The organism is Bradyrhizobium sp. ORS 285, assembly GCF_900176205.1.
Taxonomy (GTDB): Bacteria; Pseudomonadota; Alphaproteobacteria; order Rhizobiales; family Xanthobacteraceae; genus Bradyrhizobium.
Genome location: NZ_LT859959.1, coordinates 6,375,001 through 6,388,873, shown reverse-complemented (window position 1 = coordinate 6,388,873; position 13,873 = coordinate 6,375,001). Strand labels below are relative to the sequence as shown.

The window sequence follows — 13,873 nt, the reverse complement described above, 5'->3', positions numbered from 1 at the left end:
TGAGTGCTGGGCGACCGATTGTCTGCCCCTGACCCGCGCGCGATAACGCAACTCGTCATTGGCGAGCCGTTTGGTTTGTCGCGTTTCACATCTCAAACAGCTGATGGCGTGTTCTTATCCCCGCTGCACTTTCGCGCCCGGGCTCTGCATCAATCACCGCCTCCGAAAACGCAGAGGCGCAGGGAAGGCCGGATGCTGGCCGCACCCATGGCCCGCCTGCGGAAAAAATGCAGGCGGCAGGTACCACAGGTACGAGCCGGAACACCCGGCCTTCCCTGCGCGATGGCTGTACGGCTGCTTCGCGTTCTCCCTGGTGCGCCGGGCTTTCTGGCCACCATCCCCACGAGAAGCGAGAGCTTCGCCGTGAGTTGACATCAGCGTCGGGATGTCAGGACCGCGCGACTTGACCGTGCGCATCGGAATTGTTCGTCCGCGCGAGGACACGCACGCGCAACCCGACACGCCCACCGCATCCCACCTCAGCGTTCGTGACGACCGCGATACGCCCCACGTGCAGTGAGGCGGGACGGGCAGAAATCTGCGCTTGATTTGCCCGACGAGGCTGGGCAAGAATCTCGGGCGTTTTGCGTGGCGGGATGTACGATTCGGCTTATGACGAATCGCCCGTTCAAGAGCGGTGAGAGCCGCGAGCAAGCCAGCCTGTTTCCACCGCGGATCGAGGATTACGTATCTGCGGACAATCCGGTTCGTGCGATCGATGGCTATGTCGATGCGCTCGACCTTGCCAAGCTTGGATTTCGGCACGCCGACCGGCGCGCGGCGGGAGCGGGACAGCCGCCATACGCCCCGTCCGATCTGCTGAAGCTGTACCTGTATGGCTATATCAACCAGATCCGGTCATCACGCCGGCTGGAGCGTGAAGCCTGCCGCAATCTGGAACTGATCTGGCTGCTGAAGTCTCTCAAGCCCGGCTACCGGACGATCGCCAATTTCCGCAAGGAGAACTGGGCGGCCCTGAAGGCCGCGAACCGCAGTTTCGTGCTGCTGCTTCGCGAACTCGATCTGATCGGCGGGACCCTGGTCGCGGTCGACGGGGCGCTATTCCACGGCAATGCCAGCAAGGACAGCATCTTCACGCGCGGGAAGCTCGCCAAACAGATCGCCAAGCTCGATGAGGAGATCGAGGCGTACGGCAAGTCCCTCGACACCAACGATGCAGCAGAAGCCAAGCGGCCCGACAACGGCAAGGATGGCAATGGCGGCGGCGATGTCGGGGACAGGATCAAGGAACTGATGGCGCGGCGTGAGCGCGCTCAGTCCGATCTGGAGAACCTTGACAAAAACGACAAGGGACAGGTGTCGAAGACCGACCCCGATGCGCGGCTGCTGAGCAAGGGCGATCAGACGATTGCAGGCTACAACGTCCAGAGCGTCGTTGACGACAAGAACAAGCTGATCGTCGCCAGCGAGGTCGTCAATCGCAGCGATGTCCGACACCTGCATATGATGGCGATAGCGGCCAAGGAGAACCTGGAGGTCTCGTCGCTGCAGATATTGGCCGATGTCGGCTACTACAACAGCGAGGATATCAAGGCTTGCGAGGATGATGGCATCACCGCCTATGTCCCGCTGCATCACGGCAATGGCAAGAAGCACACGCGCTTCACGCGAGCTGACTTCACCTACGATTCCGCAACCGACACCTACCGGTGTCCCGCAGGCCAGGCGCTGCATCCCACGAAGAAGCTCTGGAAGAATACGAGCGGCAGAATGGAACGCCGTTACCTGGGCTCAGTGCCGACCTGCAGCGTCTGCCCCCTCAAGGCGTCTTGCCTCTCCGCGAAGGCCAAAAGCCGCAACGTCTCTCGGTGGGAGCACGAGGAGGTGCTGGATCGTCACCGCCAGAGAATGGCGAGCGAACAGGCTGGCCAGCTGATGCGTCGCCGCTCAGCCCTCGTCGAACATCCGTTCGGCACACTCAAGTGCCGCGCCGGGTATCAGCATTTCCTCGTCCGCAGCTTCGACAAGGTTCGCGGGGAATGGAGCCTCATGGCGCTCTCTTACAACTTTAGCCGCGTCCTCAACATTCTCGGCCTGAACGACTTCCTCGCCCGCATCACCGCGTGGGCTATTGCAGCTCAACACGCCGCCTCTGCCGAGGCCAACGCCGCACGAGAGGCGATTCCGCTTGCCTTGATACGAAACTGGACGATGATACGGCTATGGCTCGAAGTCGCACCGCGCCGAGCCCTCCTAGCCTCCTAATTTGGATTCTTGCCCAGCCTCGACGGGGCAAGGCCCCCGATTGCGACAAACTAACACGACGGGCAGTGGATGCATGCCGCGCATGCGTAGATTGCCCGTCGGGTGCCGGCCGGAGGATCGGTGCGGTCGGGCGCTCGACGTTGTCGCCGCGAGCTTGGTACAATCGGTCGAGGTAAACACGCCAACGCTGACGAGGTGCCCTCCAATGAAATCCTTCCGCAAGGAGCTGTGGTTCGACATTCCCGGCCGGCGCGCCTTCATCAACATCACGCCGGACGTCGAGGCGGCGCTCAGGGAAAGCGGCGTGCGTGAGGGGCTCGTGCTGGTCAACGCCATGCACATCACCGCCTCAGTGTTCATCAACGATGACGAGAGCGGGCTGCATCATGACTACGAGCAGTGGCTGGAGAAGCTGGCGCCGCACGAGCCGGTGTCGAGCTATCGCCACAACCGCACCGGCGAGGACAATGCCGACGCCCACATGAAGCGTCAGGTGATGGGCCGCGAGGTGGTGGTGGCGATCACGCAAGGCAAGCTCGATTTCGGCCCGTGGGAGCAGATCTTCTACGGCGAGTTCGACGGCGGCCGGCGCAAGCGGGCGCTGATCAAGATCATCGGTGAGTAGGAATCGCGGCTTCCGTCATTGCGAGGAGCGCAAGCGACGAAGCAATCCAGGGGCTACGCGTGACGTCCTTTCGTGTGGCCCTGGATCGCTTCGCTACGCTCGCGATGACGGAGCAGGGAGTGACAGCCTCGGCGCCGGCGGGCATCTAGGACGCCGCGGCCTCTTGAGGTCCAACGGCAGGTGTGTCGGGAAGACTAGAACTGCTCGCATGCGGCATTTTCAGCCTTGGTACGGCAGATGAGCTTATAGATTCGCCGCGAAGTCTGGTCCTCGATCGTGAATTGCTGCCGATCGAATGCGAGGATCGTCCAAGGGACATTGCCGACGACGATGCCGGTCTTGGTGAGCTCGTAGTCCACGGTCCAATCCCACGCGTCGTAATCGTGGAAGGTGAAGCCTTCCGCCGACCCGTCTGGTCGGAAGCAGATGTGATGGATGTGGGCCAGGACGGTTCGCGCAGGCTCCTTCCTGTCGTTCGTCTTGAAGCCGTGGTACTCCCAACACCCGCCAACGAGGCTCGATAGATCGGCGGCGGTTGCAGGCGGCGTCATTCCAAGGCCGGTGACAGCCACGAGCATGAACCTGATGTTCATCGCTGGCATCGTTAGCCGGCAATCGATCTCGGGTCACGCACACCCCATCGCCCCGCCTCCACCAGCGCGATGAACCGCTCCACCGCCTCGTTGAACAGCGCCGGCTCCTCGAGGTTCAGCACATGCCCCGACTTCGGGAAGAATGTCAGCCCCGACGCCGGCAGATGCCGCTTCAGGAACAGGCTCGGCTCGATGCAGGCGTCGTCCTCGTCGCCGCAGATGATCAGGGCCGGTGTGGTCGCGCGGCGGATCGTATCCGTCATCGTGTAGATCGACGGCCGGCCGCCTTGGAAGCCGCGCATGGTGTTGGCCGAGCCCGTGGCGTCGTGGCGGGCCAGCGCGGCGTAGAAGTCGGCGTGGCCGCGGGGGTCCTTGACCAGGAACGGGATGCGGCCGGGGGCCTCGCGGGTGACCTTGGCGGTCTCGGCGGAGCCGAGCGTCTCGAACTGTTCGGCCGTGGCGCGGCACTGGGCGCGGAAGCTGTCGAGGTTCTCGAGGCTTGAGCCGGAGCCGACCCCGGCCAGCACCATCGAGCGGATGCGCGTGGGCGCATTGAGCGCGACCTGTAGCGAGGAGTAGGAGCCCATCGACAGGCCGACGAAGTGCGCGGCTTCGATGCCGAGGTGATCGAGCACGGCGAGCGCATCCGTGTAGAAATGCACGTAGCTGTAGACGTCCGGCGAAGCCGGCACGTCCGACGGCGTATAGCCGCGGGCGGAGTAGGCGATGCAGCGGTGACGGCGCGAGAAATAGCGCAGCTGCGGCTCCCAGTTGGTGTGGTCGGCGGCGAACTCGTGCAGGAAGATGAGCGGCGTGCCCTGGCCTGCCTCTTCAAAATACAGGCGAACGCCGTCTTTCGCCGTTGCGTGGGGCATCGTCAGCTCCTCCCGTGTCGCGTGCCTGATGATGACGTGTCGCGCGAGACGCGACAATGGCTTCGCTGGCGGCCTTGTTTCCGCCGCAGGATGGACTCGGAATCACCCTCTCGTCGCCGGCATTTTGCCGTCGATGGTCATGGTTTCGTCACACCGCGACTTTTTACGGACCCCGCTGGCGGCTTGCAGAGGGGCCGCGCTGAGGACCGGGGGGTGCCAAGTCTGAGTACCAGTCAGGGTACTGGGGGAAGTAACAGAAGGATTGAGTATGGTTGTGTCTACCCTTCGCCGGTCGCTGCACATCGTTGCGCTGACCATGGGAGCGGCCGTGATTGCCGCCTCCGCAACACCGGCATCGGCCCGTCCGCATCACGGCTCCGGGCATCATGCCCACCGCAGCCACGGCGGCCATCACTACGCAAGGACTCATCATCACCGTCGCTCGTTCGCCCGGCAGTCGCGCTGGGAGCGCGGCGTGGCGCGGATGCAGGTCGAGGGCGTCGCCGACGCGCAGGCCAGCCTCATGATGCCGGGCACGGCGTCCGAGGGCATGGGAATGTCCGGCGGCGGCTACGGCGGTGACAGCAGCGTCGTCTCCGCGGCGCGCAGCTTCATCGGCGGCGGCAACCCGACCGGACGGCGCAGCCTGTGGTGCGCGCGCTTCATGAACATGGTGCTGGAGCGCACCGGCCATCGCGGCACGGGCTCCGATATGGCGCGCTCGTTCGCGAGCTACGGCCAGCGCGTCTCCGGTCCGCAGGTCGGCGCCATCGCCGTCATGAGCCGCCGCGGCGGCGGCCATGTCGGCGTGGTCTCGGGCGTCGATGCCCAGGGCAACCCGATCGTCATCTCCGGCAACAACGGCAATCGCGTGCGTGAGAGCGCCGTGTCGCGCGGCCGCGTGTATGCCTATGTGATGCCGAACTGATGAGTTCGGCCTGCTGTTGATCAGCGGCACTTCCCGTGCGGCTGCCCCTCACCCCGACCCTCTCCCCGTAAGAACGGGGAGAGGGGGCAGACCGCAGTGTGGTGAGAGCTCGAGCTACACCAGTTGAGGCATTCTTGCGATGACGGTGATTTGCCGTTCGCGTTGCTGACGCACCATATCTCGGCGCGGCCGGTGCAACCTCTCCCCGCTCTTTGCGGGGAGAGGTCGGATTGCGCAGCAATCCGGGTGAGGGGCATGGGACACATGCAGCCGCGATCACCGGTCCTTCGGACAGGCACGGCGGCTGCGGGCGCCCCCGAAGTCTGGCGGTGACGTACTAATTTAACAGGATAAAGGCACAAATTTGCGGCAGATAAATTGTACTTCCCGTGCGGCTGCCCCTCACCCCGACCCTCTCCCCGTAAGAACGGGGAGAGGGAGCGCACCTTCCGAGTGACGGCAGTTCGAACTACACCAGCCGCGGCTGCTCCACGGCGAGCTCATCGCCGACGGCAATGTCGCCGGCTTCGATGACCTCGGCGTAGATGCCGCATTCGTTGTTGCCGCGGGCCTGCATCAGCGCGGGGGGGATGTCGAGGTCGCGTGCCGCCGTGTCGGGGTCGACGTTGACGGCGGCGCAGCGGGTGGTGGTCTTGACGACCTTCAGACGCGCCGATCCGATCCGCAGCGTCTCCCCCATCAGCGTGGTCTCTTGCCACGCCGGCCAGCCGGTGACGTAGAGGTTGGCGCGGAAGCGCAGCGGGTGCACGGTCGCGCCCACCAGCTTTTCGATCTCGGCGAGGGAGGCGAGGTTGATGATCGAGATCACCTTGCGCGCCAGATCGGTGAAGGCGTAGCCGCCGCCCGACAGCAGCCTGACCGGGCCGCGCAGCTCGTCGGCGAATTCGGCGGCGAAGAATCGCTCGATCGTAGCACGGCCCTCGGCGCTCTCGAGATCGCCCTGCGCGACGATGGCGCCATCCTTGCGGATGGTGAGCATGTTGGTCGCGTCGTCGAAGTGAGTCTTGAAGCCGGCGAGGCGCTCGTTGCGCATGAGCATCAGATAAGAAGTCTTGGGCCGCCAGACCGGCGCGGCCGGATCGAAGCCGGTGGGGCCGTTTTCGAGCGCATAGCGGCGGTCGGCCGGCAGCGTTTCGCCAACCCGCAACCGGGCCGTCTGCAATGGTTCCGGGGTAAGGCCCTTGACCGGATAGCGGTACAGGCCGGTGATGCGTGCGGGGCTGATTTGGCTCATGGGCGGGGTCATAGGAGATTCCTTACCGAGCGGCCAGGGCACACGATTTTGTGAAGCAGCCCCTTCCGTTTTGCGGCAGCCTTCCCACATTTCTCTCAAGCCGGGCTCAAAGCCGGCGACGTGGATTGCTGCGGCGTTGACGAGCGTCAACGTGCGCAGATCGAAACCCAATGAAGATGCTGAAACCGTGCCTTCGGGGCGTCACAGCAGGCTGAGGGAAACATCATGAATATCGACAAATATACCGAGCGCGCGCGGGGCTTCATTCAATCGGCGCAGTCTCTCGCGGTGCGCGACGGCCATCAGCAGTTCTCGCCGCTGCATCTCCTGAAGGTTCTGCTCGATGATGGCGAAGGCCTCGCGGGCGGCCTGATCGATCGCGCCGGCGGCAATTCGCGCGCGATCCTGAAGGCGACCGAAGACGCGCTGGGCAAGATGCCGAAAGTGTCGGGCAGCGGCGCCGGTCAGATCTATCTATCCCCGGAATTGGCGCGCGCTTTCGACGCGGCGGAGAAGGCGGCCGAGAAGGCCGGCGACAGCTTCGTCACGGTCGAGCGGCTGCTACTCGGGCTTGCGCTCGACAAGAACAGCGAGACCGGTGGTCTGCTCGCCAAGGGCGGCGTGACCGCGCAGAATCTCAACGCAGCGATCGAAGCCCTGCGCAAGGGGCGTACGGCCGACTCGGCGACCGCCGAGAACGCCTATGATGCGCTGAAGAAATATGCCCGCGACCTGACCCAGGCGGCGCGCGACGGCAAGCTCGATCCGGTGATCGGCCGCGACGAGGAGATCCGCCGCACGATTCAAGTGCTGTCACGGCGTACCAAGAACAATCCCGTGCTGATCGGCGAGCCCGGCGTCGGCAAGACCGCGATCGTCGAGGGCCTCGCGCTGCGCATCGTCAATGGCGACGTGCCGGAGAGCCTGAAGGACAAGCGGCTGCTGTCGCTCGATCTCGGTGCGCTGATCGCGGGTGCAAAATATCGCGGCGAGTTCGAGGAGCGGCTGAAGGCCGTGCTGCAGGAGGTGACTGCGGCCGAAGGCACCTTCGTGCTGTTCATCGACGAGATGCACACCCTGATCGGCGCCGGCAAGGCCGACGGCGCGATGGATGCGTCGAACCTGCTGAAGCCTGCGCTCGCCCGCGGCGAGCTGCACTGCATCGGCGCGACCACGCTCGACGAGTACCAGAAGCATGTCGAGAAGGACGCGGCCCTCGCGCGCCGGTTCCAGCCGGTCTACGTCACCGAGCCGACGGTCGAGGACACCATCTCGATCCTGCGCGGGCTGAAGGACAAATACGAGCAGCATCACGGCGTGCGCATCACCGATTCCGCGCTGGTGGCCTCGGCCACCTTGTCGAACCGCTACATCACCGACCGCTTCCTGCCGGACAAGGCCATCGACCTGATGGACGAGGCGGCGGCGCGGCTGAAGATGCAGGTCGATAGCAAGCCGGAGGAACTGGATTCGCTGGATCGCGAGATCATCCGGCTCAAGATCGAGCAGGAGGCCTTGAAGAAGGAGAGCGATCTCGGCTCGAAGACCCGGCTGCAGGCGCTGGAGAAGGAGCTTGCGGATCTCGAGGAGAAGTCGGCCTCGCTGACCGCGAAGTGGAGCGCCGAGAAGGACAAGCTGTCGAACGCGCAGAAGCTCAAGAGCGAGCTGGATGCGCTTCGCATCGAGCTCGCCAATGCGCAGCGCCGCGGCGAGTACCAGAAGGCGGGTGAGCTGGCCTATGGCCGGATCCCCGATCTGGAGAAGCGGCTGGCGGACATCGAGGCCAAGGAGAATGCCGGCGAGATGATGGAAGAGGCGGTGACCGCCAACCACATCGCGCAGGTGGTCTCGCGCTGGACCGGCGTGCCGGTCGACAAGATGCTCGAGGGCGAGAAGGACAAGCTGCTGCGGATGGAAGACTCGCTCGGCAAGCGCGTCGTCGGCCAGTTCGAGGCGGTGCATGCGGTCGCGACCGCGGTGCGGCGCTCGCGCGCCGGCCTGCAGGATCCGAACCGGCCGATGGGCTCGTTCATGTTCTTGGGCCCCACCGGCGTCGGCAAGACCGAGCTGACCAAGGCGCTCGCGGAGTACCTGTTCAACGACGAGACCGCGATGGTCCGGCTCGACATGTCCGAGTACATGGAGAAGCACTCGGTGTCGCGGCTGATCGGCGCGCCTCCCGGCTATGTCGGCTATGACGAGGGCGGGGCGCTGACGGAGGCCGTGCGGCGCCGGCCGTATCAGGTCGTGCTGTTCGACGAGATCGAGAAGGCGCATCCGGATGTGTTCAACGTGCTGCTGCAGGTGCTCGATGACGGCCGCCTGACCGATGGCCAGGGCCGCACCGTCGACTTCCGCAACACGCTGATCATCATGACGTCAAATCTCGGCTCCGAGTTCCTGGTCAACCAGCCGGAGGGCGAGGATACGTCGGAAGTCCGCGAGTTGGTGATTGGCACGGTGCGCGGGCATTTCCGGCCCGAGTTCCTCAACCGCGTCGACGAGATCATCCTGTTCCACCGGCTGCAGAAGAGCGAGATGGGCCGGATCGTCGAGATCCAGTTCTCGCGGCTTCAGAAGCTCGTGGCGGAGCGCAAGATCACGCTGTCGCTGGATGGCGATGCGCGCGACTGGCTGGCCGCCAAGGGCTGGGACCCGGCCTATGGCGCGCGTCCGTTGAAGCGGGTGATCCAGCGCAGCGTGCAGGATCCGCTCGCCGAGATGATCCTCGCCGGCGACATCAAGGACGGCGACAACGTCGCCATCTCCTCCGAAGGCAATGTGCTGACCTTCAACGGCAAGGCGCATCGCACCGCGGAGATCGCCACCTTCGAGGCGCCGATCCCGAAGCGCAAGCTGAACTGAGCGGCGCGATTGCCAAGCGCACATGGAAACGGCCCCCGCTGAGTGATCAGCGGGGGCCGTTTGCGTTGGAAATCTCTCAGGAGGGCGAAGGCTTACCGGTTGACCTGGATCGGCCCGGCATCCGACATGCGCGAGGGGCCGTTGCCGCGGCCGGCCATCATCTGGTCGACACGGTCGCGTTCCTTCTCGAAGCCGGCCATGATCTGGCCTTCGAGCGAACGGCCGCGCGGCAGCTTGACGCGCAGCGGGTCGACGAAGCGGCCGTTGACGAGAATTTCGTAGTGCACATGCGGGCCGGTCGACTGGCCGGTCGAGCCGACGAAGCCGATGACCTGGCCCTGGCGGACCCGCTTGCCCGGCTCCATGCCCTTCACGAACGCCGACATGTGGCCGTAGGCGGTCTCGTAACCGTTGTTGTGCTTGATGCGGATGTATTTGCCGTAGCCGCCTTCGGTGCCGACCTTCTCGAGCACGCCATTGCCGGCGGCAAAAATCGGCGTGCCGTAGGCGGTGGCCCAGTCGACGCCGGTGTGCATCTTCACATAGCCGAGGATCGGATGGCGGCGGCCGCCGAAGCCGGAGCGCATGATCGCGTTGTTGACGGGCTTGCGCACCAGGAACTTCTTCGCGCTCTTGCCGGTCTCGTCGTAATAATCGACGACGCTGTCGTCGGGGGTCTGGAACCGGTAGTACTTCTTGGTCTCGCCGCCGACCGTCAGCGAGGCGAACAGCACCTCGCTCTTGTCATTGGTGCCGGGCTTGTCGTCGTCGTCGCCGGCATAGAACACGTCGAATGAATCGCCCGGCTGCACCCGGCGCTGGAAGTCGACGTCGTAGGAATAGATCCGGATCATGTCCTCGATGACCGGCGCCGGCACCTTGTTGCGTAGCGCGGTCTCGTAGATGCTCTGGTAGAGGCGGACGCCGGTGCCGTCATCCTCTTCGTCGTCATTGGTGTTGTCGGCGGTCTCGGTCACCGTGTTCATGCTCTGCACGTCGACGGCGACATATTTGCCGAGGTCCGACAGCGCGGCGACCGCTTCGATCATGGTCTCGTTGGCGACGATGACGCGGACGGGCTGCAGCCGGGCGCCGGGGGCCGGGCTCGCCGGCGCCATAAGGATGCGCAGCTTCTCGCCTTCCTTCAGGCCGCCGTCGCGGCCGCGGGCGCCGAGCTGGCCGGCGATCGCCTTGGCCTCGTCGGGCGTGGCGCCCTGGTCGCGCAGGATCGTGGCGACCGTATCGCCCTTCTTGACCAGGTGGACGCGCTCGCCGAGCGGGTTGCCGCCGGTGATCTGGTCCTTGGTCTTGGGCAGCAGGGTCACGTTCTCCGGCACCACCCGCGTCTCGAACCCGGCATAGGGGTCGGGTAGGGTGCCGTCATTGGCATAGGACAGCTTCAGGTCACCACCCTGGGCGCCCGTGGCGTCCGCCGCGGCATTGGCAAGCGAGGCGTAGCGCACGCCGCCATTGTTGCCGCGCCAATTGGCGGCGTCGCGGACCCGCATGACGATCTCGTCGAGCGCCACGGAGGCTGCGATCTTGGCCTTCGGCAGCACGGCCGCGAGGTCCTTGGTCACGAACGAGACCTCGGCATCCGGCTCGACGGCCGCGGGATTGTTGGGATCGTCACCGGGGCTGGTCTTGTCGTTCTCGGCGTCGGTCAACAGCCGCTGCGCATTGAAGGGCGGGATCTTGGCCGAGAGGTCGCTGGTGGTCATCGAGAGGTTGCCGGAGATCCGCACATAGGGACGGACCCGGATCACCTCGCGCGTTCCGGCACGGGTCACGGTCGAGACGCGGACGACATTGCGGGCGGCGGCGGATTCGTTCGGCGGCGGCAGCCGGTCGCTCTTGCGCAAAGTGGCGACGCGATCATTGGCGCCGAACGCGCCGCGCAGCGCGCTCTCCACCCGCTCCGGCATGCGCGCAAAGGTCAGCTCGCCATCGAGCGACGCAAAAACGGCGCCGCCGATCAGGGCCGCGCCGCAGAGACCTGTCAGAATCGTGCCTGAAAACCATTGGACGGAGACGCGGCGGCGATCGATCACCGCAGCCTCGGAGCCATCGACCGATAGCGGCGGCTCATGCCCGAGATCGATCATGCCGATCTCGCGCCCAATCCCCCCGCGTGACGTCCGATGGTTCAACCTCAGTCCCCCAAGTTCAAAGTCAGCACCGAGATCACTCAGCTGCCGGTTGGCTTACCGTCCAGGACGAGAGCGTCCAAGACAAACCGTCCAGGACAGACCGTCTAAGACAAACGGCTCGGAATGATGGCGCGTCTCTGACGGTTCGAGGCTCTCGGGCATGAAACCCTCAAATCCCGGACCGCTGTTCTTCTTCAGGATCTCTCGATGTCGTCTCGGTCGTCTGAATCAGGCGAAGGGCTCGCCAATTCCTTGATCTGGATCACCGTGAGCCGATGGCAGTCCCTGCTGGACCCAAATCAACCCAGGTCGATGCTTAACAAATCGTCGCAGGATTGTGGCCCAAGTGGGGCACGATGTCCGCAAGAAATCGGGCTTCCGTAGCCGCGCGGAAAAAAATCACCCGATGCGACGATTTCATGAAATTCGTCGTTGACACCCCGATCGGCTCCCCCTATACACCCGATCACTGAGCGCGGCGCCGCTTCGGGACACACCGAGGCGAGCATTCGCGCCAATACTGCTCCTCACTTCGTTGAGTGGTGCACAACCGGTAGAACCCGGTTGCCCATCGCCGTCGAATAGGGTGCGGAACCCCTCCAAGAGAGGGTGGGACTGAGGTCCCGGGCTGTTTGACAAGTGAAGATGAAGAAAGAGAAACGTGGACGGCGGAGTCCTTGCGGGTCTCGGGATTGAGAGCTTCGGCTTTTGGTTCTGGGATCGGACGAGAAGACTTCGGCGGACAATGTTTCAAAGGTAACACCATAGTCTTTGCGCTGTGAAGCGCGGGATCGATTGGTGGGACCTCGTCAAACGTTGTGATCAGCCGGTTCAAAGCTTCAAGTTCAACTTGAGAGTTTGATCCTGGCTCAGAGCGAACGCTGGCGGCAGGCTTAACACATGCAAGTCGAGCGGGCATAGCAATATGTCAGCGGCAGACGGGTGAGTAGCGCGTGGGAACGTACCTTTTGGTTCGGAACAACACAGGGAAACTTGTGCTAATACCGGATAAGCCCTTACGGGGAAAGATTTATCGCCGAAAGATCGGCCCGCGTCTGATTAGCTAGTTGGTGGGGTAATGGCCCACCAAGGCGACGATCAGTAGCTGGTCTGAGAGGATGATCAGCCACATTGGGACTGAGACACGGCCCAAACTCCTACGGGAGGCAGCAGTGGGGAATATTGGACAATGGGCGCAAGCCTGATCCAGCCATGCCGCGTGAGTGATGAAGGCCCTAGGGTTGTAAAGCTCTTTTGTGCGGGAAGATAATGACGGTACCGCAAGAATAAGCCCCGGCTAACTTCGTGCCAGCAGCCGCGGTAATACGAAGGGGGCTAGCGTTGCTCGGAATCACTGGGCGTAAAGGGTGCGTAGGCGGGTCTTTAAGTCAGGGGTGAAATCCTGGAGCTCAACTCCAGAACTGCCTTTGATACTGAAGATCTTGAGTTCGGGAGAGGTGAGTGGAACTGCGAGTGTAGAGGTGAAATTCGTAGATATTCGCAAGAACACCAGTGGCGAAGGCGGCTCACTGGCCCGATACTGACGCTGAGGCACGAAAGCGTGGGGAGCAAACAGGATTAGATACCCTGGTAGTCCACGCCGTAAACGATGAATGCCAGCCGTTAGTGGGTTTACTCACTAGTGGCGCAGCTAACGCTTTAAGCATTCCGCCTGGGGAGTACGGTCGCAAGATTAAAACTCAAAGGAATTGACGGGGGCCCGCACAAGCGGTGGAGCATGTGGTTTAATTCGACGCAACGCGCAGAACCTTACCAGCCCTTGACATGTTTGGGACCGGTCGCAGAGACGTGACCTTCTCTTCGGAGCCCGAAACACAGGTGCTGCATGGCTGTCGTCAGCTCGTGTCGTGAGATGTTGGGTTAAGTCCCGCAACGAGCGCAACCCCCGTCCTTAGTTGCTACCATTTAGTTGAGCACTCTAAGGAGACTGCCGGTGATAAGCCGCGAGGAAGGTGGGGATGACGTCAAGTCCTCATGGCCCTTACGGGCTGGGCTACACACGTGCTACAATGGCGGTGACAGTGGGAAGCTAAGGGGTGACCCTTCGCAAATCTCAAAAAGCCGTCTCAGTTCGGATTGGGCTCTGCAACTCGAGCCCATGAAGTTGGAATCGCTAGTAATCGTGGATCAGCACGCCACGGTGAATACGTTCCCGGGCCTTGTACACACCGCCCGTCACACCATGGGAGTTGGCTTTACCTGAAGGCGGTGCGCTAACCAGCAATGGAGGCAGCCGACCACGGTAGGGTCAGCGACTGGGGTGAAGTCGTAACAAGGTAGCCGTAGGGGAACCTGCGGCTGGATCACCTCCTTTCTAAGGATGGCTCTTCAGCCT

General features: G+C 63.5%; 8 protein-coding genes and 1 rRNA gene. 5 read left to right on the top strand and 4 right to left on the bottom strand.

Features of this window, described 5'->3' with window-relative positions; genetic code table 11:
- Positions 1-612: 612 nt before the first annotated feature.
- Together BRAD285_RS28640 and BRAD285_RS28635 are read left to right on the top strand one after the other, a co-directional pair.
- On the top strand, positions 613-2,226 hold the full coding sequence (locus tag BRAD285_RS28640) for an IS1182 family transposase (protein WP_087877574.1): 1,614 nt from the start codon (positions 613-615) through the stop codon (positions 2,224-2,226).
- A gap of 205 nt (positions 2,227-2,431) precedes the next feature.
- Positions 2,432-2,851 (top strand): secondary thiamine-phosphate synthase enzyme YjbQ, encoded by a 420-nt coding sequence (locus tag BRAD285_RS28635; RefSeq protein ID WP_006614668.1) that lies wholly within the window; start codon positions 2,432-2,434, stop codon positions 2,849-2,851.
- Between the two features lie 194 nt (positions 2,852-3,045).
- On the opposite strand, the gene BRAD285_RS28630 is transcribed toward BRAD285_RS28635, so the two are convergent.
- The gene (locus BRAD285_RS28630) at positions 3,046-3,444 is read right to left on the bottom strand and encodes a hypothetical protein (protein ID WP_139020706.1); all 399 of its coding nucleotides are present in this window, start codon (positions 3,442-3,444) and stop codon (positions 3,046-3,048) included.
- A gap of 11 nt (positions 3,445-3,455) precedes the next feature.
- Complete coding sequence (locus BRAD285_RS28625) at positions 3,456-4,319, bottom strand: alpha/beta fold hydrolase (protein WP_006614669.1); 864 nt, start codon at positions 4,317-4,319, stop codon at positions 3,456-3,458.
- A gap of 268 nt (positions 4,320-4,587) precedes the next feature.
- On the opposite strand from BRAD285_RS28625, the gene BRAD285_RS28620 reads away from it, so the two are divergent.
- The gene (locus tag BRAD285_RS28620) at positions 4,588-5,247 is read left to right on the top strand and encodes a TIGR02594 family protein (RefSeq protein ID WP_006614670.1); all 660 of its coding nucleotides are present in this window, start codon (positions 4,588-4,590) and stop codon (positions 5,245-5,247) included.
- A 469-nt stretch (positions 5,248-5,716) separates the two neighbouring features.
- Here the strand turns inward: BRAD285_RS28620 and BRAD285_RS28615 are convergent, their stop codons facing one another.
- Complete coding sequence (locus BRAD285_RS28615; protein ID WP_006614671.1) at positions 5,717-6,544, bottom strand: MOSC domain-containing protein; 828 nt, start codon at positions 6,542-6,544, stop codon at positions 5,717-5,719.
- A 183-nt stretch (positions 6,545-6,727) separates the two neighbouring features.
- On the opposite strand from BRAD285_RS28615, the gene clpB reads away from it, so the two are divergent.
- Positions 6,728-9,367 carry an ATP-dependent chaperone ClpB gene (gene clpB / locus BRAD285_RS28610; RefSeq protein WP_006614672.1) on the top strand — a complete coding sequence of 880 codons (2,640 nt, stop codon included), beginning with the start codon at positions 6,728-6,730 and terminating at the stop codon, positions 9,365-9,367.
- Positions 9,368-9,459: 92 nt separating this feature from the next.
- Here the strand turns inward: clpB and BRAD285_RS28605 are convergent, their stop codons facing one another.
- A complete protein-coding gene (locus BRAD285_RS28605; RefSeq protein WP_006614673.1) occupies positions 9,460-11,517 on the bottom strand; it encodes a M23 family metallopeptidase in 2,058 nt (685 codons plus the stop codon).
- An 846-nt stretch (positions 11,518-12,363) separates the two neighbouring features.
- On the opposite strand from BRAD285_RS28605, the gene BRAD285_RS28600 reads away from it, so the two are divergent.
- Positions 12,364-13,852 (top strand): 16S ribosomal RNA (locus tag BRAD285_RS28600).
- Positions 13,853-13,873: the final 21 nt, after the last annotated feature.

What these genes read in the sequence shown, in the direction of transcription:
- BRAD285_RS28640 (WP_087877574.1), top strand. Translation starts at nt 613, where the DNA reads ATGACGAATCGCCCGTTCAAGAGCGGTGAGAGCCGCGAGCAAGCCAGC.
- BRAD285_RS28635 (WP_006614668.1), top strand. Translation starts at nt 2,432, where the DNA reads ATGAAATCCTTCCGCAAGGAGCTGTGGTTCGACATTCCCGGCCGGCGC.
- BRAD285_RS28630 (WP_139020706.1), bottom strand. Translation starts at nt 3,444, where the DNA reads ATGAACATCAGGTTCATGCTCGTGGCTGTCACCGGCCTTGGAATGACG.
- BRAD285_RS28625 (WP_006614669.1), bottom strand. Translation starts at nt 4,319, where the DNA reads ATGCCCCACGCAACGGCGAAAGACGGCGTTCGCCTGTATTTTGAAGAG.
- BRAD285_RS28620 (WP_006614670.1), top strand. Translation starts at nt 4,588, where the DNA reads ATGGTTGTGTCTACCCTTCGCCGGTCGCTGCACATCGTTGCGCTGACC.
- clpB (WP_006614672.1), top strand. Translation starts at nt 6,728, where the DNA reads ATGAATATCGACAAATATACCGAGCGCGCGCGGGGCTTCATTCAATCG.